The organism is Pseudomonas sp. B424 (genome assembly GCF_055408345.1).
Genome location: NZ_JBUZTL010000003.1, coordinates 1 through 23818 on the forward strand (window position 1 = coordinate 1; position 23818 = coordinate 23818).

A 23818-nucleotide genomic window follows, 5' to 3' on the forward strand; every position below is an offset into this window, starting at 1 on the left:
CGGAACCGGCAGTGAAGTGATGAGTCGCATCGCCGCGCCAATGGTCGGCGGGATGGTCACAGCTCCCTTGCTTTCCCTGTTTGTCATACCGGCAGCCTATCGTCTGATGCGCCGCCGACGCCTTCCAGTTGAACCCAACCTCCCTCAAGGAAAAGTCGTATGAAACTGACCCTGATTGCAGCTGCTAGCACCGTAGTTACACTGTCTTTTTCTGCCCTGGCGGAGGACATGCCGGGCATGAAAATGGACGGTATGGAGGGCATGCAGATGAAGCAAGAAACAAAGCAGGCTCCAGTAGCCACCGCCGACGGCACGATCAAGGCTATCGATCCTACGAAGCATACCGTGACCATTGCCCACGGCGCTGTTCCAGCCGTGCAATGGCCGCCGATGACCATGGCTTTTTCCGTTACGGAAGATCAGATGAAAGGGCTGACGACTGGAGACCGTGTATCGTTTTCCTTTCGCCTAGAGGGTGGCAAAGCCACAATTGTTTCTATAAGGAAATGAGCCTGCGATGATAAAAAACCGGCACGGTTCTTCGTGTCGGTTTGTCTCTTCAAAATCTCTCTTTGCTATGCGGACGCTCGATATACCTTCGAGACCTTCGCGTTATTCGGTTTCGATGGCATCTTGCTTCCCCCACGCTTCTTGATTCGCCTAGCAGCTCGTTAATCTTACTCGCGCGCTGCGTCGGCAGGCGTATAAGAACATCTTTCAGGTAAGCATATGGATCGTGCCCGTTTAGGCAGCCCCGCAAGGTTTGATGCTTTCAGGGATCAGTCCGAAATAAAGCAGGTTGTGATAGAGAGCGATGAGCCAGCCCATGACTGCTAATGGCAGTGCATAGCGCCAAACACCGGCGTCCGATAAAAAGCAGGCGACGCCCAATACAAGGACGAGTGGAAACATGAAGGCTCGTTGAAACCAACAGAGCACACAGGGCAGTTGCCCCATGACTTCACCAACGAATAGCACGGCGATTGTTGATACCAGAGCGAGCAACCAAGCACAGAGCAGTAGTGCCCAAGCTCCGGATTGATGCTGTTTTAACGGGGTTTCCATAGGATTCAGTCCGCTTTCTTTTGAGCGCGCGCAGATTTGCTTATCACCTAAGGCGCGTAGAATGAAGGTTCTAGCAACTATAAGGTCAAGCGAAATGAGTCCGACCACATATACAGTCGGAGCCTTGGCGAAGGCGACCGATACCAAAGCGGTAACCATCCGCTATTACGAGCAGGTCGGCCTCCTGCCCTCCGCAGGTCGTTCAGCATCGGGCTATCGCTTCTACACGGACGAGGAGCGCGACCGTCTACTGTTTATACGCCGTAGCCGCGCACTGGGCTTCAGCCTTGACGATGTTCGAGAGTTACTAGGCTTTGCTGATACACGCGACGCTTCCTGCGCTGGGGTGGACGCAAAAGTCGAAGGGCAGTTAGAGCAGGTTCGAGTGCGCATCCGAGACCTGCAAGGTTTGGAGTCGGAATTGGAGCGCTTGATAGCTTGTTGCGAGGGTGGCGTGATCGAGCAATGCCGCATTATCGAGTCAATGTCCAATCGTCGTTAGCCGTGCTAGGCGTGCGGCTTGAAGCTCTCTCGCTATGCCTGCAAGATGCGCGTAATTTCCTTAGACTTACTAGGGCAGGTTTAAATCACCAACCGCAGTGCTTGCAGAGCTGCAACGTGCCCCCGGATAAAACAATGGGCACCGCTGCCGGCGTCAGCAACTTCTGAGGCTTGTATGCCAACCAACTTGGAGAGCTGAAGCGGGTTACCCATAGCATTACCTCACGCCGCTGGATCGCATCGATGAGATTCGAGGGCTTATAGAACCCCACCTTATTTTCGGGAAAGTTTGGGCGTAGCAGTTCGATACTGCCGCTTACAAAATTGCAGCCGATGTACTCCTTCTCACCAATGGTGTGAAGTTTCCTTCCATGCCCTGGCTGACGCAGTAACGCTGTCCTACAAGGGGCAGGCCGGCACCCTCGTTCTTGAGACCAAATCTGATCGTCGTGCTGTGTGAGGTAAGCTGCTCATTGATGATTCAGGCGACGGCGAGATGGCTGCATGGGCAGGGGCGCGTGTCCTGACCGACAATCCCGGAGCGATGATGTATCCGTCCACGATGTTCCGCATAAACAATGTCACTGAATAACTGGATCAAAACCGAGGATAGGACAAGCTCTCCGCGCTCATGGCCGCGGAGGAAGAGCGGACTGACAAGCGCTTCCTGCGCAAAAGTCCAATCATCCGACTTAAAATTCATGGCATCTAGTGGTTGCCGATTTTGGTTCCGACGACTTCGTATGTGTTCGGATTTTTTTTGGATCTTCGCTTGACGCGGCTTACAGCTGGGCCAGTCGTAAGGAAAGACTACGATTGGTCTCAGGTAAATCATTCATCCGACACTTCCTTGACTCCTTACTTAGTGCTGGCTCCAAGGCTGGGAGTCTAAACTAATTTTATCCATGCGCTTATAACTGGTCGAGTACCGCGCATCCGCACCTCTCACGTGCGAATTAGAGATTTCTGGTCGCTAAGTGAGCACGGTGTAGCAACTAGCATTGTAAAAACTCAGAACCGTAAACGGTTGATCGCACGGTACGCGCGTGAACATTTCAAGAAAGCCGCCGAATATTACAAAATTGTAATTTCTCAATCATTCCCCCGTTATCTACAGATTGCAACGATACAACTCGGCGATGATACAGGAGGCGCGACCAGCTTCCTTCAAACAACAATTCCAGCCGAAGAGCTTTCTAGTTCTGCCGAACCGAAGGAGTGATTAATGATTAACAATACAAAATTTTCGATAGCCGCTATGGCAATGGTTGTCAGCTCTGTGCCGCCCATGGTGAATGCGGAAGAAAAAAACGGCGGCTTTATAGAGGGTAGTAGTCTTACCGTCCTTAACCGCAACTACTACTTCAATCGCGAACATCGTAATGGTGAGTCAAGCCCTACAGGCAATGGATATTCCGAAGCATGGGCAAACGCGATTATTACTAAATTCGAGTCTGGATTTACCCAGGGCACAATCGGTGTCGGAGTGGATGCGTTTGCTATGATTGGAATAAAACTCGACACGGGTGGCGGCCGTAATGGCGGCCGTAGTACATTTGATGTCCTTCCAGTCAATAGCAACGGAGAAGCAAGGGACGAATACACAAAAGTGGGAGGTGCTGCAAAAATTCGCGCCTTTGACACCGTAGTAAAAGTCGGTGACGTATTCCCATCCACCCCAGTTGTGGCTGCTGGCGACTCAAGACTACTACCGGAAAGTTTCACTGGTGTCACAGCAACAAATACTAGCATTGAAGGCTTGACCGTTCAGGGCGGTCGCCTACATGCCATGAGCCAGCCAGTTTCGAGCAACATGCGCGACAACTTTGCGACCTTCTATGCCGGGCCTGTTAACTCGCCTTGGGTAGGCTACTTTGGTGGCGATTATAACTTGAACAAAAACGTCACCCTTAGTCTTTACTCCAGTCGCCTCAAGGACGCATGGAATCAATACTATGCTGGCACCGGGCTAAACTACTCATTATCAAATGAGCTTTCCGTATTCGGAGGCCTTAACTATTATAAGGCTGTCGATGAAGGAAAAAAATTACTTGGCGATTTCGACAATAACATATGGAGCGGTAAAGTAGGCGTGAAGTATGGCGCGCACACACTTGCACTATCCCATCAGCGAAATAATGGAAATAACGACTTCGATTACCTGCGTCAGTCGGACTCAATCTTTCTTGATAACTCAATTCAGTACAGTGATTTTAACTCACCTAAAGAACGCTCTTGGATGGTTCGCTACGACCTCGACATGACATCGTATGGTGTGCCTGGCTTGTCGTTTATGACGCGTTACGGTCGTGGCACTGATGCTGATTACTCTAACGCCAATACGACGTACATGAGACGCGATGCGGATGGAAACCCACTTACTGACCAGAAACGTTGGGAGCGTGACATCGAAGTAAAATATGTCGTTCAGACAGGTACCTTGAAAGATATGTCTTTCCGCCTACGGCAAGCTAATACTCGCGCAACCACATTTGAGTCGGATCTGGATGAGGTTCGTGTGATTATTGAGTATCCATTAGCTATTCTTTAAGATCTGCGCAGGATGAATCGTCCTAGACGAACATTCCGTTTTAGCTGAAAAATTTCAAAAATGTAATTTTTCAATCATCTTCCTGTTAGCTTAAGTCACCTATAGTAAACTGGAGTTTAGAGCAATCTGCTAGCGCATCTGGCTAGATTGCTACAGGTAAGTAACACCCTTGCAACAACCTGGAACTCACTGCTGTCAAGTTGAAGCTCCGCATCCACTTTTAGATTACTCATCTAAATACGATGTATTTTAAGACGCCCTTCGGGGCGTCTTTTTTATGTCTGCAGTAAACACCCCCCACATTTTATGTCTTATGACGCACGTCAAAAATATGACCCCCTATGCCAAGAGCGTAGAGGCTAACCACCTTTACGGCATGTTCCGGCCACTGTGTATCTGACTGTATTCAGTACTCCTTCAGAGTCTTCGTATGTCATAGCTGCGGGCATCACCCCGCACCCTTCCGCTGGTCGTACCATGCTAACTACATTCACAACATCTAATTTCATTCCGTATTTATATTGCTTAGCTACGGGAATATTTTTTCCATGCCTAATCGCATACTGCTCCATAGCTACGGAGTTGGCACTCATTCTTTTTTCAAAAACCTTGTCACTATCTTTAGCAAATACGTTTGAAGAGATCGCAGCGACCACAATAAAAATAACAGAATTAATAGTCTTCACTTTTTGCACCTCACATGTCAATAAAAACCCCGCAACCGGAATCGGGGCGGGGCTTATGTGTAGCACCACTACATTTACTTACTAATCGGGCCCTTATCACCGCCTGACATTTTCGGAGGAGTTTTTTTCAGCTCTTTGGCTAAAAACTTCTCCATAGCCTGCTCGGTAGCTTGAGTAGCTCTAGCAATAGTCCGGTCTCCACCACCCTCAGCCAATGCAGTGGAAGAAAGAATCAATGCTCCTACAAGAGCGTAAATTTGTGCGATTTTCATTTCGACACCTCATATTAAATTCTGGTATTAGAGTATCAATACGAAGCTATCAATACGGTGGCACTAAGATTACATATCCGTCATCATTGATATAAGTAGCCCGCCAATGAGGATCAGCAGCGGGCTTTAAAAACAAACTGCTATACTATTTCTTGTTTTTCGCTGTCTGCCTCTTCATCTTTACGGTGTGCCCAGTGATATAACGCAGGAAGTATAAGTAGGGTCAACGCAGTGGAGGACAGTATTCCCCCGATTACAACGGTAGCTAGGGGCCGCTGGACTTCCGCGCCTGTTCCAGTAGCTAGAGCCATGGGGATAAAGCCAAGGGATGCCACCAACGCTGTCATTAATACTGGACGCAGCCGCGTTAGCGCTCCTTCATTGATCGCAGAATTCAACGAATGTCCCTCTTCTCGAAGGTTGCGGATAAAAGCAATCATCACCAGACCGTTCAGCACTGCCACACCCGACAATGCAATGAAACCAACACCCGCCGAGATCGACAGTGGGATATCACGTAGCCACAAAGCCATAACACCACCCGTCAATGCGAATGGAATCCCGGTGAATACCAGCATGCCGTCTTTGAGATTGTTAAACATCATGAACAGCAGGGTGAATACCAAGAGCAGAGCCACAGGGACAACTATCTGCAAGCGTTTGGCAGCTGATTGAAGTTGTTCAAACTGCCCACCCCAGGTAGCCCAATAACCGGCCGGAATCTCTACCTGTTGATCAATGGCGATGCTAGCCTCCTTAACGAATGAGCCGATATCCCGTCCACGTACATTCGCGCTGACAATGACCAGACGCTTACCGTTCTCACGACTGATCTGATTCGGGCCAAGTACAAGATCGAGGGTCGCCACTTCTGAAAGGGCAATAAAACCGATCTGATCGGCATTGCCATTGAGCAGCGCCGGGACTGGAATCAGCAGTGTGGACAACCCCTCAACGTCCTTACGCATGGCGTCGGATAAACGCACCACTATGTCGAAGCGGCGATCTCCCTCATACATCGTCCCGGCCTGGCGACCACCGACAGCCACCGCAATGGTGTCTTGAACGTCTCCAACGTTCAGACCGTAACGTGCGGCTTTGTCGCGATCTATGTTTATGGTCAGTACAGGTAGCCCCGTTGTCTGTTCGACTTTGACCTCGGAGGCGCCATCGACCCCCTGCATTGACGCGGCAATTTTCGCAGCGGTACTGTTAAGCACTGCCATGTCATCACCGAAGACCTTGACCGCCACATCACTTCGCACGCCTGAAATCAACTCGTTGAAACGTAGTTGGATAGGCTGGGAAAGCTCATAGTTGCTACCGGGCATAGCAGCCGCTGCTTTCTGGATCTCTTCTGTTAACGTCTCCCGGGACTTACTTGGATCAGGCCATTGATCCTTCGGCTTGAGCATCACATAACTATCAGAGATGTTCGGCGGCATTGGATCGGAAGCAATCTCTGCAGTACCGGTTCGAGCAAACATCCGTTCGACTTCAGGCACTTTTTCCAGCACAAGCTTTTCCAGGCGCTGCTGCATTTCCACCGATTGCGTCAGACTTGTACCGGGTACTCGTAATGCTTGCAGTGCAAAATCGCCTTCGCTGAGACTAGGTACAAACTCACTGCCCATTCGACTGGCGACCACGCCACTCGCAGCGATGACACCTAATGCCATGGCAAATGCCAGCGATCGATGACTCATGACCCAATCCAGCGCGGGGGCATAAGCCCGTCGCGCTCCTCGCATTATCACGTTCTCTTCTTCCTTGACTTTGCCCGTCACGAACATGGCAATTGCCGCAGGAACAAAGGTTACGGACAGCAGCATCGCGCCTAGCAAGGCGATCACGACGGTGAACGCCATGGGGTGGAACATTTTCCCTTCGACACCGGTCAGGGCAAAAATAGGTAGATAAACGACCATGATGATCAACTGCCCGAAAATCAGTGGTCGACGGGCTTCCTTGGCTGCTGCAAACACTTCGTGAAAGCGCTCGGAGCGAGTGAGGAGGCGCCCGTGATGGTGCTGCGCATTGGCGAGGCGCCGTATAGCATTTTCGACAATAACCACTGCACCGTCGACGATAATACCGAAGTCCAGAGCCCCCAAGCTCATCAGGTTGGCGCTGACTTTGTTGGTGAACATGCCTGTGAAGGTAAAGAGCATGGCTAGAGGAATGACCATGGCAGTGATCAGTGCTGCGCGAATATTGCCTAGGAATAGGAACAAAATCGCGATTACTAGGATTGCACCTTCAATCAGATTCTTCTTGACCGTGGCAATAGCCTTGTCTACCAAGTTAGTACGGTCGTAAACAGTGATCGCAACCACCCCTTTGGGCAGTGAACGGTTGATTTGCTCTAGTTTGACTGCAACGGCCTGAGAGACGGTACGGCTGTTCTCGCCTATCAGCATGAACACCGTGCCGAGTACGACTTCACGACCGTTTTCGGTCGCCGCACCGGTACGCATTTCACGCCCAATATCCACGGTCGCCACATTTTTAATACGTATAGGGGTGCCATCGACGTTGGCGATCACGATATTGGCGATGTCGTCGGTGGTCGCCACTTGGCCAGGGGCACGAATCAGTAGTTGTTCGCCACTGCGCTCAATGTAGCCGGCTCCTACGTTAGCGTTGTTGCTTTCCAGCGCGGTCACAATGTCTGTCAGGGTCAGCTTGTAAGCGGCCAAGCGTTTTGGATCCGGAGCAATCTGGTATTCCTTGGCGAATCCGCCAATGGTGTTAATTTCGGCGACCCCAGGAACGTTGCGCAGCTGAGGTTTAATAATCCAATCTTGGATTACCCTCAGGTCGGTCGGCGTATAGGGACTACCATCCTCTTTTACGGCGTCTTCTTGGGCCTCGACAGTCCACAGAAAAATCTCACCCAAACCGGTAGAAATCGGCCCCATGACAGCTTCCACGCCTTCGGGCAATTGTTCCTTTGCCATCTGCAATCGTTCATTGACCAATTGCCGGGCGAAGAATAGGTCGGTGCCTTCCTTGAAAATCACCGTAACTTGTGAAAGACCCGAGCGTGAGAGTGAACGCGTCTGCTCAAGTGCCGGCAGACCTGCCATGGCGGTTTCAATAGGGAAAGTGATGCGCTGCTCAGTCTCCAGTGGCGAGAAACCTGCGGCACCAGTATTGATTTGCACCTGGACGTTGGTGATGTCGGGCACGGCGTCGATCGGCAGCTTCTGGTAGCTAGCAATGCCGAGTCCGGCCATGAGGAGAACCGCGAGCAGGACGATTATGCGTTGCTCGATGGCAAATTGGATTAGGCGTTCGAACATGAGAACCTTCTCGTGGAAGTGGCGGATCAGTGGGCGTGTTCAGCCGAGGCTTTACCCAGTTCTGATTTCAGAATGAAGCTGCCGGCAGCAGCGACTTGAGCACCGGGCTCCAGGCCCTCTGTGATCTCAGCCAGACCTGCTGCACGACTACCTATTACTACTGCTTGCGCCTTAAACCCGTCATCAGTTCGAACGAAAACTGTTGGCCTATCCTCGACCGTCTGGATTGCTGCTTCTGGTACTGCGACTTTCGCCAGCCGGGTATCGGTATCAACCAGTACGGTTACGAACAGCCCGGGACGCCAAGCCCCTTGCGGATTCGCTATGGACACACGGACAGTGGCGGTACGAGTCTGCTCACCCAGTAAACTCCCAACGTAGGCCACGGCACCCGTAACTTCCGCATTCAACTCAGCGGCACTAACCGTGACAGACTTGCCCACCAGGACTTTGCTCAAATCCTTAGGGGAAACGCCAAAAGTCACCCAAACATGCGACAAGTCCGAGAGCGTGAACGCATTGCTGGTTTCACTGACAACCTCACCAAGGCCCAAGTGCTTTTCGACCACAACGCCATCGAACGGCGCACGCAGCTCATACCGGTTGCCACCACTGGTCACCGAACTGCCACTAAGTACGCTGATTTTTTGTCGGGCATTACTGACAGCGATTTCGGCCTCTTGCAGAGCCTGACGGGCTTGAAGGAAATCCTGTTCGGCAGAGATTTTGTCCTGCCATAACTGGCGTTCACGCTCGTAGGTAGTGCGCGCCAACTCTAGACGACGTTGCGCTGCGGCTTGCTCACTGCGCTGATCAGAAATTTGTTGACTGGCAATCACGGCTAGTAGCTGACCTTTTTTCACTGTTTGGCCAAGATTGACATGTACCGACTCGACGACACCAGGAACCCGGGGTACCACATGCGCAGTACGGTCTTCATCGAAACGGACTTCTCCAGGAAACGGCAATGAGAGGCTGATGCTCTGTTCCTTAGCTTCGATTAACTGAATGCCGGCAGATCTGATCTGATCGTCGCTCAGAGTCAGGTGACCTTCTTCTGCTTCCCCTTCTGCATGCCCGCCATCAACTGACTCCTTGGCCGCACCCTCGTTGCTGTGATCAGCATCGTGGCCCTGCTCTTCTTGCGTCTGTACGCCGGTGGACGCTGTTGACGTGCTACCCATCCAGAGCGAACCAACACATATGCCCACCGTGAGGGTCAGTGCGGTGACAAGGATTTGTTTTTTATCCATGGGACTCCCTACGCAGCTCAGTGGGCAGTCACGGATTACCGTGGCACTGCGATGCTGAGTAGCGGTTAAAAAAGTGTTATATGAAATTCAAGGGGTATGAGTGAGCTTGTCGACATCACCGAAAATTCGCTCGATACGCACCCAGGCGTCTGTCGCCTCGGCAATGGCCTGGATGTACTGACCGCGTGCGCTGATTAAGGTGCGCTGGGCATCTAGCACATCTAGGAAGTTGAATTTCCCCATTTCGAAACCACGGGTAGCGGTATCTACAGCACTTTGCGCGGCAGGCAGGATGGTTTGATTGAACGACGTGATTTCAGTGTTCGCTGTCTTCCACTGAGCTAGAGTGGTCTGAATTTCTGTGCGCAGGCGTAACTCGCTGGCATTGCGAAGGTCGCGGGCCTGATCAGTTCGGCGGGCGGCTGCCAACACATTGCCCTGATTACGATTGAATAATGGGATGGGCATCGACAGCCCTACGACATTCACGCGCTCACGCTCCCGTTCATCGTATTGGCTACCTAAACTTACGGTTAGGTCAGGAATGCGCTGGGCTTTCTCCAAGCCAAGTGAGGCTTCACGCTGGTCAATTTGCAGCTTTGCCAACCGTAACTCCGCAGTCTGACCGATGCGATTAAGGAGCAGCGAAGGTTCCGGTACAGTTGGCATTGGCTGACTTGAATCACTTACAGACGCAAACGCCGGCAAAGGCACACCCATGACTCGAGCGAGTTGTTGATAGGCATTTGCCTCATCTCGCTCTGCCCGGTTCAGCTCTAGGCGTACCTCCGACAACTGGACTTCTGCTCGCGTACCTTCAACAGGCGACGACTTGCCACTACTGATGCGACCTTGAGCTACATGCAAGCCACGCTGTGCGAGCTCAAGTGATTGACGTGATAACAGCAACCTTTGCTGAGCCGTAGATGTGTTGTAAAACGCCTGAATGACATCGGCACGTAGAGCATTACGCTTGCGCTCCAATTCAATCTCGGCTGCATCTTGCGCTCGACTTGCCACTTCGATCCTAGCGCCTCGCTTACCGCCAAGCTCGATCGGCTGATTGATCATCACCGTCGTAGTGCGCGAATTTCGCCGGGTATCCTCAGCCTCCCAAGACAACTCAGGATTGGGAATCAAGCTCGCCTGCTGCCGATCTCCCTGAGTGATACCAATTTCCCACTGTGCTGCCGCTAGGTCAGGATTGTTGGCAAACGCCATTTGAAGCACTTGATCCATTGTCAGCGCCTGTGAAGCCGAACCAGCGGAAAAAGCCGTGCCTGATAGTGCAAACGTGCAACTTAGGCCTATTACCAACAAGGATTTTATGATACGCAAGGGGGTAATGAACTTTCTAAGCCAACGCAATTTTATACTTCCTTTAAAGCGAATTTTCTCAACGTGGTAACTGTAGAGTTCTTCACTTATCAACAAGGTGACTGAAGGATTACAAATATGTTATCCAGCTCTACTGCTGTAGGTTTTGCTCTAAAATAGGAGGTGTTAAAAAAGAAAAAACTTAAGGCGGCAATATAATGAAACAAAAATTCAGCAATTATCTGCCGAAGCGCACTTGTCAAATTGGGGTATTCATATGAGCACTCGATGTGCTATATAGCCTCTGGATTATTTCCAGCGACATATTGTCGCAACCCTGGCTTTGGTGCCTCAAAACCGCAGCTTTGGCTTGACTCTGAAGCAGCTACAGGCTTTAGAGTGAGGGCTGTCATCTCGTAAGTTATTCAAACCATATGAGGATTGAAAATCCTATAAAAAGATAATACCAATCAGAAAACCACACTAATACGTTTATTATTTTTCTGAGCCCCCTTTAACTCTAGTCATTAAGAAGGTGAAATGTCATGCGAATCCTTGTAGTTGAGGACGAGCTCAAAACTGCCGAATACTTACATCAGGGACTGACTGAAAGTGGCTACATTGTTGATCGTGCGATAACTGGCGCGGATGGACTACATCTGGCGCGCCAATATGTTTATGATTTGGTGATACTTGACGTTAATCTTCCCGAACTTGATGGCTGGGGTGTTCTTGAACGTCTACGACAAAGCAGTAATGCCCGGGTCATGATGTTGACGGCCCGAGGGCGCCTAGCGGACAAGATACGCGGACTAGATTTGGGGGCCGATGATTATCTGGTTAAACCGTTTGAGTTTCCTGAGTTACTTGCACGGGTACGAACCCTGATGCGTCGCAGTGAGCACATACCTGTTCCGCAGGTACTAAAAGTAGCCGACCTGGAACTAGACCAAGGACGTCATCGTGCTTTTCGCGGTGAGCAGCGCATAGATCTGACAACCAAGGAGTTTGCGCTGCTGCACTTGCTGATGCGCCAAACTGGAGAAGTGCTTTCTCGCACCCAAATCATTTCACTGGTCTGGGATATGAATTTTGATTGCGACACTAACGTTGTCGAGGTTTCAATCCGTAGGCTGAGGGCCAAAATAGATGACCCCTTCGATAACAAGTTGATCCACACCCTTCGCGGTGTTGGTTACGTATTAGAGGCGCGTGTATGAAGCCGGTCAGCCTGTCAATGCGACTAGGTTTGACAGTAAGTATCTTGGGGGCGTTGTTGGTAGTGTTTTTGGCTGTCTTGGCCTTTTTTGCGCTGACGCATGAGCTGGATAAGTTGGCAAAAAACAGCCTGATCAATAAGATGGAGCAGGTAGAACATAGCCTCTCGCTATACGATGACACGGCCGACGTAAATTCAAAACCGCATTCGTTACTGGATCAGGTCATGGGACATGACAATCTGAATCTGACCATCTATGACCTGAAAAACCTCAGGGCGCCCTTACTGAAATTTGGGCCTGGATTGTCGGATCCGCGGACTGAGTTGAAAGCTGCGACTGCTGCCGTTGACAAGGTTTCCTATTCCACCAATTCAGATGGTGAAGGTCGACACTTCCTTACCGCATCCAAGCTCATCCCATTAAAGAATGGTGTAAACGTTCCCGTATTGCTGTCGATGGATTGTGCGAACGATGAAGCGCTGCTCAGCGCCTACTTTAGGTCGACGGTTATTGCACTACCGCTTTTACTGATACTCATCGGAGCAAGTGCTTGGGCCGTAGTACAACACGGACTTTCTCCACTGAGAGAGTTCCGGAAGGTCGCCGCCATGATCTCGGCTCAAGATCTCAACCATCGACTTTCTGTTGTTAAAATGCCTCAGGAGCTTAGTGAGTTGGCTCATGGCATCAACTTCATGCTGCACCGGCTCGACAGCGGTATTCAGCAGCTGTCGCAATTTTCAGATGACTTAGCCCATGAATTACGATCCCCGATCACCAATTTGATGGGCAAGGCCCAGGTTACGCTTTCTCGGGAGCGTCCGGCAGAAGAATACAAAGCTGTGCTGGAGTCATGCACCGAGGAGTTGGGCCGTGTCACGCGAATTGTCTCGGATATGCTCTTCTTAGCTCAGGTCAGCCATCCCGCGGCACTTGCCCCGTTCGAAACAATTACCTTAGAAGATGAAGCATTTAAGGTGGTCGATCTGTTTTCACTGTCTGCGGAAGAGAAACGTATCACCCTGAATGTTACCGGAAATGGCAAGATCATTGGCGACAGGTTAATGATACAGCGAGCAATATCCAATCTATTGTCCAACGCAATACGCCATTGCCCTGCGGGACAATCTATTTCAATTATTATTGAAAACTATGCCAAACAGGTATCGCTACTTGTAGGCAACCCTGGAGCAGGAATCGAACCTCAGCATCTGCTGCACTTGTTTGACCGCTTTTATCGAATTGATACAAGTCGCTCGCGTGCTGAGGGTGGCACTGGTCTTGGCTTAGCTATTGTTCGATCGATCATGAGCCTCCACCAGGGAACTGCGGATGTTCAAAGCATGCCTGGCAGCATGACCGTTTTCAGGCTGAGCTTCCCAAACCTCGACGGACAGACCACTTGGCAACAGGCTAGAAAGGTTCAAGGGTAAATTCCCGCAACAAACCTGTGCAACCCTCCCTGCACCACTGGATATGCGCCTGTGGTCAGGTTTTTTAATGTCCGCTGAGTTCTGAGTACATCGCAACAGCCCCTACTCCGACATGAGATGTTTGCAAGATCCCGCTCTAGTGCTGCATGCCTTCGTTTTCTTCAAGCGTTGCATGAAACTGCAAGTTTTCCAATTGAAGAGTCGTATGGCTGATATGGAATACCTCGCTCATCAGCCGAGTCACTTCAGCCAATATATCTTGCTCAGCTCGGGAGCTACGCAGGATTACAAGGTGAGCACTCATGACATTCTTGCCGCTGGTCAGGGCCCAGATATGCAGGTCATGGATATCCTCAACGCCTTCAACCGCCCTGATGCACGCTTCCACTTCAGCGATATCGATGCCATCCGGAACCCCCTGCAACAGGATGTTCATGCTTTCTTTGAGCAAAACCCAGGTTCTGGGAAGCACCCACAGGCCGATAGCTGCGGCAACGATCGAGTCAACCCAAGTGAATCCGGTAAAACGAATGATCAATGCCGCCCCTATTACGCCCATGGAGCCCAACATGTCGCTCCATACTTCTAGGTACGCGCCTTTTACGTTAAGACTTTCGGCACTGGCAGACATTAGCAACCGCATTGAAACAAGGTTCACAACTAGTCCGATCACTGCGACGATCAGCATCCCTGTCGATTGGATTTCTGTCGGGGCTTTAAACCGCTGATAAGCTTCATACAAGATGTACATCGCCACCATGAACAACAAAATCGCGTTAAAAGCAGCTGCGAGGATCTCAAATCGTGCATAGCCGAATGTCCGCTTTTTATCCGCAGCGCGTTTGGCAATTTGAATAGCTATCAATGAAATAGCCAAGGCAGTGGAATCGGTTAGCATGTGAGCCGCATCGGATAACAACGCCAAGCTGCCTGTCACGAAAGCCCCAATGACCTCCGCGATCATGAAGCTTGTCGTTAACGCCAAAGCGATCCACAATTTTTTCTCGTGTCCTGCACGAGCTTGACCGTGACTATGACCAGCGCTCATATGACTCTCCATGTGGGTGAAAGGATGCGGTAACTACTCAAAATATCGTCAGCGGGTCAATCTTCGTCAAGAAGAGATTTCGGTTTTGGAGAGAGGCATCAACTGAAAAGCGCTTATTTTGGCGCGACCTGTGTTCCCCCAAGGCACCCATACTCTAGAAAATAGCAGCACTGCAAATACGCGTATTATTTGTACCAAAACTTCCCGGAATCCCACCTGTCATGATGCCTACGCGCAACATCCAAACATGGGATTATGTATGCAGGAGGGTACGACGTTACGTAAGGATATGCGCACGTTCCAGCCAACAGTAGCCGCCCCCATAATCCTTGGAACGAATCGCTATACGGGCTTCGCCGAAGCCCTCATGAAGGTCAGTCGTCTCCCCACGGATCGAATTTGTCCCCATACCTAGCGTGTAAGGCACGATTGCGTTCGATCCGCCTAATCCACGGATCGTAGTCCTCTGGCAATGCGGCGAGCTTAGCGCTGATGATCATTTGCACCGTTTCGTCACGCAGTAACCTGCTGGTCAGCTCGCGGTATTCGCCACGCGTAACCACACCATAAATGGCGTGATTGTCCTTTACATAGAGGTCGGTCATCCCCACCCGCATATGGCCATATTTTTCTACGTCATCGGGGTAGATGTCCTCTAGGCTGAGGTATCCCATATCGAACTCCTAGCTAAGAACTTACTCGCTGAATAGCACTTTATGTACGCTCCACAATGTTCAAAGGCGCCACCGATAGCGTGCAACAACATTAAATTCGGCCCTTCGCGTCAGCGCCTACAAAAAACCAGCCAGCAGCAGGCGATATAGTGTGCGCATGATAACTTCAGCTCAGACATCACTGTTCTGAGAACCCACCTTGAGCACAGCCACCGTACACAACGATTTCAATACACTGATCAATGCACCAAAATTTTCGGACGACCCGGTTGGTCGGCGTCAAATGAAGCGGTGGCAGCTCATCGCGGAAGACATCTACAAAAGCACTTCAACAGAGGCGTTGCTCGAAGCTAGAGACAGAGCTGAAGGCTACATCCATGGCCTTGTGGACGCTGGGCATCTGACGACGAGAGATTCCGACCGTGACTACCTCATTTTGAGCATTGTCCAACGCAGGCGTGAGTTTTTGCAGAAACTGCTGAACGAGTTTGGTTATTAAACCAAGGCGAGCTATGAATTCATCCGATGGAAAAATGGGTTCCACCGGATAGCGGCAATTTGAAGCGCTCCGCACGTCTAACTCGGAGCGCTGCTGATCAAAACCGTAATTGCAATTCAGCGCTCATCAACTGCCATGTGCTGAACCCGCATCCGCCTTCTTCCCTCCAGATCTTGCCTTTGTCATCCACTCTCCCGTTCATGAATTTCAATCTGCTGCTGATCCAGGGAAATCACTCGGATTGCGACGACATAGCGCACCCTACTTCATCTAGCATATCGGGGAGGTGGGTAAAGAAATCGCAGGATGATGGAGCTAAAGGGGAAGAAGGAGCAGGAGCATCAATGCCTTGTGGGCGGTGATTGATTATCCTGATAAGCAAAAGCAGAAACAGAACAAATCAGCAAATCCTTGATGCTATCGGTTCGGTGCAAAGAGACCGCTCAGCACGAGAGGAATAATCATGTTCATCTTAGATGTATCAGGCATTGGTTGCGTCAGCAAAATCACTAAAGCAATTCAGTCCTTGGACAACAAAGCTACGATTTCCGTGGATCGGTCCGCCGGAAAGGTGAGTGTTGAAAGTAGCGAAAGCTCAGAGCAAATTCGTAAAGCTGTCGAGGCGTTAGGTTTTCCTTCCCAAATCAGCACTTGAATGCTGACACCTACCCTTGGCCCATAGTCAGCGCCCCTTATGCAGATGGCTCACAAGACCCTGCGCTACTAATCTCCTCGCAGAGCTTTGAGCAAACCTTTGAATGCACCATTCAAACGAGTAAAAGCGGCATCGAAACGTATCCCATTTTCTGTGTATTTTGCGACCTCAACCTGCTGATCGACAGTATTTTGATCGATGGCAGGTTGAACCGGAGTGCTGTAAAGCAAACCGCTTCCGTAAATATCACTTGCTGAATCTTTTCCGGCAATATGTTTTACATTTGGCGTTTTCATAGAAAACGTATTAGCAAGGTTTTCTCTATTCTGACTTGCAAGCACAGTAGAGAAGTCCACATCTCGAGCCTTGAAGTTCGGCGTATCGGCGTTTGCGATATTATTACTCAGGATTTCAGCTCTTTGACTACGATAAAATAACGCTCTTTCTGATGTGCCAAGTGCTTTCTCAAAGTTAATGCTCACACTCAATCACCCTTGATGGCTCAATTTTTTTCCAGGAACAACTAATACTTTGATTTTGCCGCAGTGCATCTAGGTTCATACACGAAGCTCCGGCATAGAAATCTAAAAACGACTTCACCTTGAAAGCACCTAAACCAAATCAATTACCCACCTAAAGCTGAGGCTAAATAAACAGCCGTGCGACTCGAAAAGATCGATACTTTACGTATTGAATAGCGTATTCCTCAAGAGAAATATGCCAACCTGACACAACTGTAATATTCAGCTAAGGCTTCTGACAGGGCATGAGTTTTATAGTCCTATTGAGCCTTAAGCTCTCCCCTAAGAATCATCGTTTGATGTGGATTTAGGGATTACCAATACTCCCAGAGGACACTAAAATGAAATCCATCAAAGCTTTGTTCATCATTGCAGCCCTAACCGTCTCTTCTTTTGCTATGGCTGAAGGCGGTGGTGATCGGACGTTCGCCCGCATGGAAGTAGCTAGGAATAATTCAATGGAATCGTATCAAGTAGCCCAACAACAGAGCACCCAGCCCCCGATCGCAGAAAGCAAAGTCAAAGCGATGGGCCACAAGAATTGCTGAATAGCTTACTGCGCATCAAAACTGACAGAAATGTAATCACTGTGATGGTTCAAATGTGGCAATTTCTGAGCTCGCTTGCCGTAAACACTCGTTTTTAGTGACGGCGAGCTAAGCTCATTCGGGCGCATCCCCCCGAGAGAGTTCCTTCAACCTGTTGAGCAACTCATTGGTTGTTTCGCACGGCTTCCCTTTTTCACTGATCGGACGTAAACGGCATGAATTCCAAAACCTCTAGGCGGACATTCGTTAAAGGCCTGGCCGCTGGTGGCGTTCTCGGCGGCCTTGGTCTGTGGCGCACTCCTGTATGGGCAGTGACCAGTCCTGGTCTGCCGAGCATTCTCACCGGTAACGAATTTGATCTGTTTATTGGTGAAACCCCTGTAAATATTACTGGCTCGCCGCGCACAGCCATGACCATCAATGGTTCGTTGCCCGGACCTTTGCTTCGTTGGCGCGAAGGCGAAACGGTCACACTGCGTGTGAAAAACCGCCTAGACCAAGACACGTCGATTCATTGGCACGGGATCATTCTGCCCGCCAATATGGACGGTGTACCGGGGTTGAGTTTCCATGGCATCGCGCCCGACGGGATGTACGAGTACAAATTCAATGTGCATCAAAACGGCACATACTGGTACCACAGCCATTCAGGCTTGCAGGAACAGGCAGGCGTATACGGTCCAATTGTCATCGACTCTAAAGAGCCTGAACCTTTTCAATACGATCGCGACTATGTGGTGATGTTGACTGACTGGACCGATGAAGATCCTAGTCGTGTCATGGCCAAGCTCAAGAAGCAATCGGACTACTACAACCACCACAAACGTACCGTGGGCGACTTTATCGGCGACGTCAGCAAGCAAGGTTGGTCTGCTGCTGTGGCCGACCGCAAGATGTGGGCTGAAATGAAAATGAACCCCACTGATCTCGCAGACGTCAGTGGGGATACTTACACCTATCTCATGAATGGCCAAGCGCCTAACGGTAACTGGACCGGTATTTTCAAGCCGGGCGAGAAGCTGCGCCTGCGCTTTATCAACGGTTCAGCTATGAGCTATTTCGACGTTCGCATCCCTGGTTTGAAAATGACCGTTGTGGCGGCTGACGGTCAACATGTCAAACCAGTCAGCGTCGATGAATTCCGCATCGCCGTGGCAGAAACGTATGACGTGATCGTAGAACCTACCAGCGAAGAGGCTTACACAATCTTTGCCCAGTCCATGGATAGAACCGGTTATGCACGTGGAACCTTGGCAGTTCGCGAAGGTTTGAAAGCACAGGTACCTGCGATCGATCCTCGGCCGCTTTTGACCATGGATGACATGGGTATGGGCGGTATGGAGGGCATGGACCATGGCGGCATGGCTGGTATGGGCGGCGATATGAAGCAAGGTGAAATGTCAGGCATGGCTGGCATGGATCACAGCAAGATGACGGGGATGAACCAAAGCGACATGACCGGCATGGACAGCGGTGACATGTCTAACATGGCCGGCATGGATCACAGCAAGATGGCGGGAATGGACAAAGGCGACACGTCCAATATGGCCGGCATGGACCACAGCCAGATGGCTGGGATGAGCGATATGAGTGGCGAAATGCAGGCCCATCCAGCATCCGAAACCAACAACCCCTTGGTTGATATGCAAGCCATGAGCCCTACGCCAAAGCTAAACGACCCTGGCATAGGTTTGCGGAATAATGGTCGTCGAGTCCTCACCTACTCTGATTTGAGAAGCACTTTCCAAGACCCTGACGGCCGCGAGCCCAATCGCACTATTGAACTTCATCTGACCGGTCACATGGAGAAGTTTTCGTGGTCCTTCAACGGAATCAAATTTTCAGACGCAGAGCCGCTTCGTCTGAAGTATGGGGAGCGTCTTCGGATCACCCTGGTGAATGACACCATGATGACCCATCCCATCCACCTTCACGGCATGTGGAGCGATCTTGAAGACGAAAATGGCAAGTTCATGGTGCGCAAGCACACAATTGACATGCCACCAGGTACTAAGCGCAGTTATCGAGTCACCGCTGATGCCTTAGGTCGCTGGGCCTATCACTGCCACCTACTTTTCCATATGGAAATGGGCATGTTCCGTGAAGTACGGGTTGATGAGTAAAGGAGACGATCTGTGAGCACATACGTAAATCGTAATAAATCGCTGGTGGGTTGCCTCTTTGCCGTTGGTCTGATGGGCGGACTCTCTTCTGTGGTGATGGCAGGAGAAGATAGTAGTGATCATTCATCTACTGCGAAAGCAACTAACAAACCTGCAACTACGGCAAACGAAACTAAGCCCGATCACGGTTCAATGGACCACAGCAAGATGGGGTCTATGGATCACAGTAAGATGAGCATGGACGACGGGGAAATGGAAGGTATGGAAAGCATGGATGGAGGAGCGACCGCCACGAGTCGAACCCCGATCCCTGTACTTACCGACGCTGACCGTGCAGCCGCCTTTCCAGATGTGGCAGGTCATGGTGTCCACGACAAACAACTCAACTCCTTCATGCTGCTGGATAAGTTTGAGTACCAGGATGCTGATAACGGTAGTGCACTGGCCTGGGATGCGAAAGGATGGATCGGCGGTGACGTTGACCGATTGTGGTTGCGCTCGGAAGGCGAACGTACCAATGGTGTAACGGAAAGCGCTGAACTCTCCGCACTTTGGGGACACGCCATCGGTCCGTGGTGGGATGTCGTCACCGGCGTACGGCAAGACTTCAAGCCCGGGTCGCCACAAACTTGGGGAGCGCTCGGTATACAGGGCATGGCCCTGTATAACTTTGAAGCCGAAGCCACTGCCTACATCGGTGAGAACGGTCAGACCGCTGCTCGATTTGAGGGCGACTACGACATTCTGCTGACCAATCGCCTGATCTTGCAGCCTACAGCCGAAGTAAATTTATACGGGAAAAATGATCCTCAGCGTGGCATTGGGTCTGGATTGGCTAACACCGAAGTAGGGTTGCGATTGCGTTACGAGATTGTTCGCCAATTTGCCCCCTACATTGGAGTTAGCTGGAACCGCTCCTACGGCAAGACGGCCGACCTGGCGAGCGATGAAGGAGAAAGGACCAGCGAGGCTCGATTTGTTGCCGGTATTCGGATGTGGTTCTGAGTGCATGACATGAAAAACATTGACCTCTGCTGGTGTGTTCGCCGCAATAGTAGCTGCCGGTAAGGTGCTCCCTCTGGATATCTTCATGCAGATGCAGCCGAAGAGGTAACCGAAGCAGAGGACCATCATGGCGAGAGACAGCGACTACGGTGAGGTAGCAGCACCTTCTCAAGATGAAAGTACCCAACATACCCATCCTTAGGGGGGCGAGGCTTCACATGACGCGTCTTCAACTCCGACCGCTTAGCCAAAAAATCATACCCATGCTGATGGGAAGGAACATACCCATGCGAAATAACATTTTTCGTCCTGGTCGGGCACTGCGCCTCGCTGCACTCTCGGTTCTGTTTATCAGTTCCGCAGGTCATGCCACAGAATTGCTGACGATCAACGTCCATCGTGACGCTAACTGTGGATGCTGCAAGAAGTGGATGGAGCACCTTGACGCCAACGGTTTCACCGTCGTTGATCATGTAGAAACCAACATGAGCAGAGTCAAGAAAGACTTGGGTGTTATTCCGCGTCTCTCGTCATGCCACACCGCTATGATCAACGGAAAATTTGTTGAAGGCCATGTACCTGCCGAGCAAATAGTTGCTTTGATCAAACGCGACGACCTTATCGGGATTGCTGTACTTGGCATGCCGACAGGCTCGCCTGGTATGGAGGTCGGTGGAAAGCAGGATACTTATCAGGTCATTGGCCTGAGCAAAGCAGGTATTAACCAAGTGATTGCCGAATACCCGGCAAACTAGTTTTCAAACTTTCCTTAATTCTTGCGTGGTCACTGCCCTTGATCATGCAAGTGACGGAGTGCTTATTCTAATGAACTATCAAAACTGAGACGGACTCCGCACTGGCTATAACCACCCACCTGAAAGTTGGCAAAAAGCTATGGAGCATTTGTAGCCGTATGGGTGACACACCATAAAAAAGGCGCCACTAGGGCGCCTAAACCATCTCCACAACCAAAGGAGAAACACAGAGATGGGGTGTATCTGGTAAGCGAACATTTGTTGCTAGCTAGCGTTCGTTAATGGAGTGGCAGTGGTTACTCAGCAACAAATAGAACCCAATCCAAATAAGATTCGAAAATGTCTGCACTCGTCGTTACTTGGCAACCATTAAACACATGCGCTTCAGAGAACCTACCATGGCTACCTTAGTCTATCTTCCGTGTGGGCAGTTAGTACCCATAACTCTGTACTCTACAGTGTTGAGCTTGCCAGCCGAATCTTCAAAGGTCATACGCGAAGGCGCAACAGCACAGTTTATATTGGCTTGCGTCATACTGACGACCTTATGAATATCTAGGTCCATACCATATTTATAATGAACAATTTCAGGGTTAGACTTCCCGTTTTTCAAGGCGTACTGCTCCATCGCCTGTTGGTTCTCTTGCATCATCCGACCGTAAACGCGATCACCACCTCCTTCAGCTATTGCCAAAGACGACAAGGCCAATATTGAAATGGTAAAAAATGCTTTAAATACTTTCATGATTGTCTCCTAGTGCTCACTTACTTCTGACTAGAGGATAAGGAATCATACCTTTCAGAAAGCTGCCGCGAATATTACTTATGTGTCAGGCATTGTGAGATCAACCTTGTTGTGAGCACATTTCCCCCAAACGTTTTCGCAGCTCTGTTTGTGTCTGGGTGGAGCCGAGTCCAAGGTCTGGTGCGCAGGCAATTAGATGTTGCGCCGAGCCCTTTGCCCAGTCTTGGACATCGTCATCAAGGGCAATCCAGTGCCGTAGCTGTGATCGGGCAGCGTAGCGGCAGATCTGGTCGTATCTTGTCTTTCCGTCCCATTGATTTTCATCCGTCCAGCCTTTAGCCATCGAGCTGTGCCACGTGGCACCGATAACTCGCTCTTGCAGCTCGCGAGGCAGATAGCAAAGTGCTCGCTTATAGCCAAGATGCCGGACCCAACTGGTGCTCAATACCAGGGATGTGGTTGGAAAATCATCGAGTAGACGGGCAAGAATCGGTGCCCACATGAAAAGGGTACCTTCGGCCTTCAGTGTCGGCCCTTGGCGACTCAAGTAGACGGCGTCGGGGTGTAAGACGCCATCAAAATCAAGGAAAAGGATGTGCGTATTCTTCGGCATTGGGGTTACTCCCGTGAATGGCCCTCTCCAAACAGCTTGGGCCCGATGGGGTATGGCGTGTTTTCACTTTGCTTTTTCCGGTTTTTTCCGGCGGGAGCGGAGTTATTGACCTAAACACATGAGATAGGGTATCCACGAAAAGCTTAAGAGCCGCGCCATAAGCTAAATAATGCTCAACTACAGCTCCTTGAAGCGCAAAGCGGGAAGGTAGGAGAAGATTGGTACAATGACTGTCATAGAGCAAGCTGTAGACGTACTGCAGAAAGCCAAGAAGGTGGTCTTTTTCACTGGAGCGGGTATCTCCGCCGATAGTGGTATCCCCACGTACGGCGAAAAACTTTCTGGAATCTGGGCAGGATACGATCCGAGGGATTTAGAGACGGCCAAGGCCTTTAGGGAAAACTCAGCACTGGTATGGGGATGGTATCTATGGCGGCGACTCCGAGTAGCTCAAGCAGAGCCAAATGCGGCACATCTTGCGGTAGCCCGCATGGCCGACTCACAACGCCAAGTTTCTGTTATCACCCAGAATATTGACGACCTTCATGAGCGAGCCGGGTCGTTGGATGTTGTGCACTTACACGGCAGTTTGGTAATGCCCAAGTGCTTCGCCTGCCATCGGTCCGCAGTTGCACCACCAGATCAATCAGCTGTGCCAGATAATGGCGCTTTGATCGAGCCTCCTAGGTGCCTGCGCTGTAACGGCAAAATGCGTCCTGCGGTGGTCTGGTACGGAGAGCATTTACCGCCCCAAGCTTGGAAGGCCGCGGTGCTCTTGGTGAAGGATTGCGATCTTTTGATCTCAGTAGGCACCTCTGGGATCGTCATGCCTGCCGCAGGCCTTCCCGATCTTGCGTTGGCATCTGGAGCTTCAGTCATTCATGTGAATAAGGCTGACGTCTCAATGGGTGGGCAGAAGGAGTTCATGCTGGTGGGGGCTGCAGCCGAAGTACTTCCGATGCTGCTCGAAAGGATAGAGACTGGTAAGTTTCAGGGGACTTGAGCTTTACGCTGCGTTTCGAGCACGCG

The 23818-nt window shown here is 50.6% G+C and carries 23 protein-coding genes and 2 pseudogenes; 12 read left to right on the forward strand and 13 right to left on the reverse strand.

Annotated elements, in window-relative coordinates; genetic code table 11:
• Window positions 1-159 precede the first annotated feature (159 nt).
• Window positions 160-510, forward strand: coding sequence for a copper-binding protein (locus ACZRMS_RS04655; protein ID WP_153404061.1), 351 nt, complete (start codon window positions 160-162; stop codon window positions 508-510).
• A gap of 151 nt (window positions 511-661) precedes the next feature.
• On the opposite strand, the pseudogene ACZRMS_RS04660 reads toward ACZRMS_RS04655, so the two are convergent.
• Together ACZRMS_RS04660 and ACZRMS_RS04665 are read right to left on the reverse strand one after the other, a co-directional pair.
• A pseudogene (locus tag ACZRMS_RS04660) lies at window positions 662-748 on the reverse strand (transposase domain-containing protein); the annotation flags it as partial.
• Between the two features lie 2 nt (window positions 749-750).
• A pseudogene (locus ACZRMS_RS04665) lies at window positions 751-1065 on the reverse strand (disulfide bond formation protein B); the annotation flags it as partial.
• 94 nt (window positions 1066-1159) lie between these two features.
• Between ACZRMS_RS04665 and ACZRMS_RS04670 the strand changes: the two are divergent.
• Both ACZRMS_RS04670 and ACZRMS_RS04675 read left to right on the forward strand, forming a co-directional pair.
• On the forward strand, window positions 1160-1567 hold the full coding sequence (locus ACZRMS_RS04670) for a MerR family transcriptional regulator (protein ID WP_153404055.1): 408 nt from the start codon (window positions 1160-1162) through the stop codon (window positions 1565-1567).
• A 1224-nt stretch (window positions 1568-2791) separates the two neighbouring features.
• Window positions 2792-4117 carry an OprD family porin gene (locus tag ACZRMS_RS04675; protein ID WP_463994343.1) on the forward strand — a complete coding sequence of 442 codons (1326 nt, stop codon included), beginning with the start codon at window positions 2792-2794 and terminating at the stop codon, window positions 4115-4117.
• A gap of 359 nt (window positions 4118-4476) precedes the next feature.
• On the opposite strand, the gene ACZRMS_RS04680 is transcribed toward ACZRMS_RS04675, so the two are convergent.
• The 5 genes from ACZRMS_RS04680 to ACZRMS_RS04700 form a co-directional block, all read right to left on the reverse strand.
• Complete coding sequence (locus ACZRMS_RS04680) at window positions 4477-4803, reverse strand: DUF2790 domain-containing protein (protein ID WP_323370239.1); 327 nt, start codon at window positions 4801-4803, stop codon at window positions 4477-4479.
• A 74-nt stretch (window positions 4804-4877) separates the two neighbouring features.
• Window positions 4878-5075, reverse strand: coding sequence for a co-regulatory protein PtrA N-terminal domain-containing protein (locus ACZRMS_RS04685; protein ID WP_016779311.1), 198 nt, complete (start codon window positions 5073-5075; stop codon window positions 4878-4880).
• 140 nt (window positions 5076-5215) lie between these two features.
• Entirely contained in the window at window positions 5216-8380 is a 3165-nt protein-coding gene (locus tag ACZRMS_RS04690) for a CusA/CzcA family heavy metal efflux RND transporter (protein ID WP_153404047.1), read from the reverse strand.
• 26 nt (window positions 8381-8406) lie between these two features.
• Window positions 8407-9633, reverse strand: a complete 1227-nt coding sequence (locus tag ACZRMS_RS04695) for an efflux RND transporter periplasmic adaptor subunit (RefSeq protein WP_010655500.1) — start codon at window positions 9631-9633, stop codon at window positions 8407-8409.
• 87 nt (window positions 9634-9720) lie between these two features.
• Window positions 9721-10944, reverse strand: a complete 1224-nt coding sequence (locus ACZRMS_RS04700; protein ID WP_323370240.1) for a TolC family protein — start codon at window positions 10942-10944, stop codon at window positions 9721-9723.
• 551 nt (window positions 10945-11495) lie between these two features.
• On the opposite strand from ACZRMS_RS04700, the gene ACZRMS_RS04705 reads away from it, so the two are divergent.
• The gene (locus tag ACZRMS_RS04705; RefSeq protein ID WP_153404041.1) at window positions 11496-12170 is read left to right on the forward strand and encodes a heavy metal response regulator transcription factor; all 675 of its coding nucleotides are present in this window, start codon (window positions 11496-11498) and stop codon (window positions 12168-12170) included.
• Window positions 12167-13603 carry a heavy metal sensor histidine kinase gene (locus ACZRMS_RS04710; RefSeq protein ID WP_153404038.1) on the forward strand — a complete coding sequence of 479 codons (1437 nt, stop codon included), beginning with the start codon at window positions 12167-12169 and terminating at the stop codon, window positions 13601-13603. The genes ACZRMS_RS04705 and ACZRMS_RS04710 overlap by 4 nt, the downstream gene beginning before the upstream one ends.
• 136 nt (window positions 13604-13739) lie before the next feature.
• On the opposite strand, the gene ACZRMS_RS04715 is transcribed toward ACZRMS_RS04710, so the two are convergent.
• The 3 genes from ACZRMS_RS04715 to ACZRMS_RS04725 all read right to left on the reverse strand — a co-directional run bounded on the left by ACZRMS_RS04715 (window position 13740) and on the right by ACZRMS_RS04725 (window position 15325).
• A complete protein-coding gene (locus ACZRMS_RS04715) occupies window positions 13740-14651 on the reverse strand; it encodes a cation diffusion facilitator family transporter (RefSeq protein WP_153404035.1) in 912 nt (303 codons plus the stop codon).
• 66 nt (window positions 14652-14717) lie between these two features.
• Window positions 14718-14867: a DUF3703 domain-containing protein gene (locus ACZRMS_RS04720; protein ID WP_306452953.1), complete on the reverse strand. Its 150-nt coding sequence runs from the start codon at window positions 14865-14867 to the stop codon at window positions 14718-14720.
• A 158-nt stretch (window positions 14868-15025) separates the two neighbouring features.
• Window positions 15026-15325 carry a hypothetical protein gene (locus ACZRMS_RS04725; protein WP_153404032.1) on the reverse strand — a complete coding sequence of 100 codons (300 nt, stop codon included), beginning with the start codon at window positions 15323-15325 and terminating at the stop codon, window positions 15026-15028.
• A 199-nt stretch (window positions 15326-15524) separates the two neighbouring features.
• Here ACZRMS_RS04725 and ACZRMS_RS04730 point away from each other — a divergent pair, with 199 nt between their 5' ends.
• Together ACZRMS_RS04730 and ACZRMS_RS04735 are read left to right on the forward strand one after the other, a co-directional pair.
• Complete coding sequence (locus ACZRMS_RS04730; RefSeq protein ID WP_153404030.1) at window positions 15525-15824, forward strand: hypothetical protein; 300 nt, start codon at window positions 15525-15527, stop codon at window positions 15822-15824.
• A gap of 463 nt (window positions 15825-16287) precedes the next feature.
• Window positions 16288-16479: a cation transporter gene (locus ACZRMS_RS04735; protein WP_153404028.1), complete on the forward strand. Its 192-nt coding sequence runs from the start codon at window positions 16288-16290 to the stop codon at window positions 16477-16479.
• Window positions 16480-16547: 68 nt separating this feature from the next.
• On the opposite strand, the gene flgB is transcribed toward ACZRMS_RS04735, so the two are convergent.
• Complete coding sequence (gene flgB / locus ACZRMS_RS04740; protein ID WP_133076983.1) at window positions 16548-16961, reverse strand: flagellar basal body rod protein FlgB; 414 nt, start codon at window positions 16959-16961, stop codon at window positions 16548-16550.
• A gap of 380 nt (window positions 16962-17341) precedes the next feature.
• Here flgB and ACZRMS_RS04745 point away from each other — a divergent pair, with 380 nt between their 5' ends.
• The 4 genes from ACZRMS_RS04745 (at window position 17342) to ACZRMS_RS04760 (ending at window position 21431) form a co-directional block, all read left to right on the forward strand.
• Window positions 17342-17548 carry a co-regulatory protein PtrA N-terminal domain-containing protein gene (locus ACZRMS_RS04745; protein WP_048401421.1) on the forward strand — a complete coding sequence of 69 codons (207 nt, stop codon included), beginning with the start codon at window positions 17342-17344 and terminating at the stop codon, window positions 17546-17548.
• 215 nt (window positions 17549-17763) lie between these two features.
• Window positions 17764-19671: a copper resistance system multicopper oxidase gene (locus ACZRMS_RS04750; protein WP_010655521.1), complete on the forward strand. Its 1908-nt coding sequence runs from the start codon at window positions 17764-17766 to the stop codon at window positions 19669-19671.
• A 72-nt stretch (window positions 19672-19743) separates the two neighbouring features.
• The gene (locus ACZRMS_RS04755; protein ID WP_082149386.1) at window positions 19744-20676 is read left to right on the forward strand and encodes a copper resistance protein B; all 933 of its coding nucleotides are present in this window, start codon (window positions 19744-19746) and stop codon (window positions 20674-20676) included.
• A 287-nt stretch (window positions 20677-20963) separates the two neighbouring features.
• Window positions 20964-21431 (forward strand): DUF411 domain-containing protein, encoded by a 468-nt coding sequence (locus tag ACZRMS_RS04760; RefSeq protein ID WP_153404022.1) that lies wholly within the window; start codon window positions 20964-20966, stop codon window positions 21429-21431.
• Window positions 21432-21843: 412 nt separating this feature from the next.
• On the opposite strand, the gene ACZRMS_RS04765 is transcribed toward ACZRMS_RS04760, so the two are convergent.
• Window positions 21844-22176, reverse strand: coding sequence for a DUF2790 domain-containing protein (locus ACZRMS_RS04765; RefSeq protein WP_153404018.1), 333 nt, complete (start codon window positions 22174-22176; stop codon window positions 21844-21846).
• A gap of 100 nt (window positions 22177-22276) precedes the next feature.
• Window positions 22277-22789 (reverse strand): HAD domain-containing protein, encoded by a 513-nt coding sequence (locus ACZRMS_RS04770; protein ID WP_153404015.1) that lies wholly within the window; start codon window positions 22787-22789, stop codon window positions 22277-22279.
• 226 nt (window positions 22790-23015) lie between these two features.
• On the opposite strand from ACZRMS_RS04770, the gene ACZRMS_RS04775 reads away from it, so the two are divergent.
• Window positions 23016-23792, forward strand: coding sequence for an SIR2 family NAD-dependent protein deacylase (locus ACZRMS_RS04775; RefSeq protein ID WP_153404013.1), 777 nt, complete (start codon window positions 23016-23018; stop codon window positions 23790-23792).
• Window positions 23793-23818 lie beyond the last annotated feature (26 nt).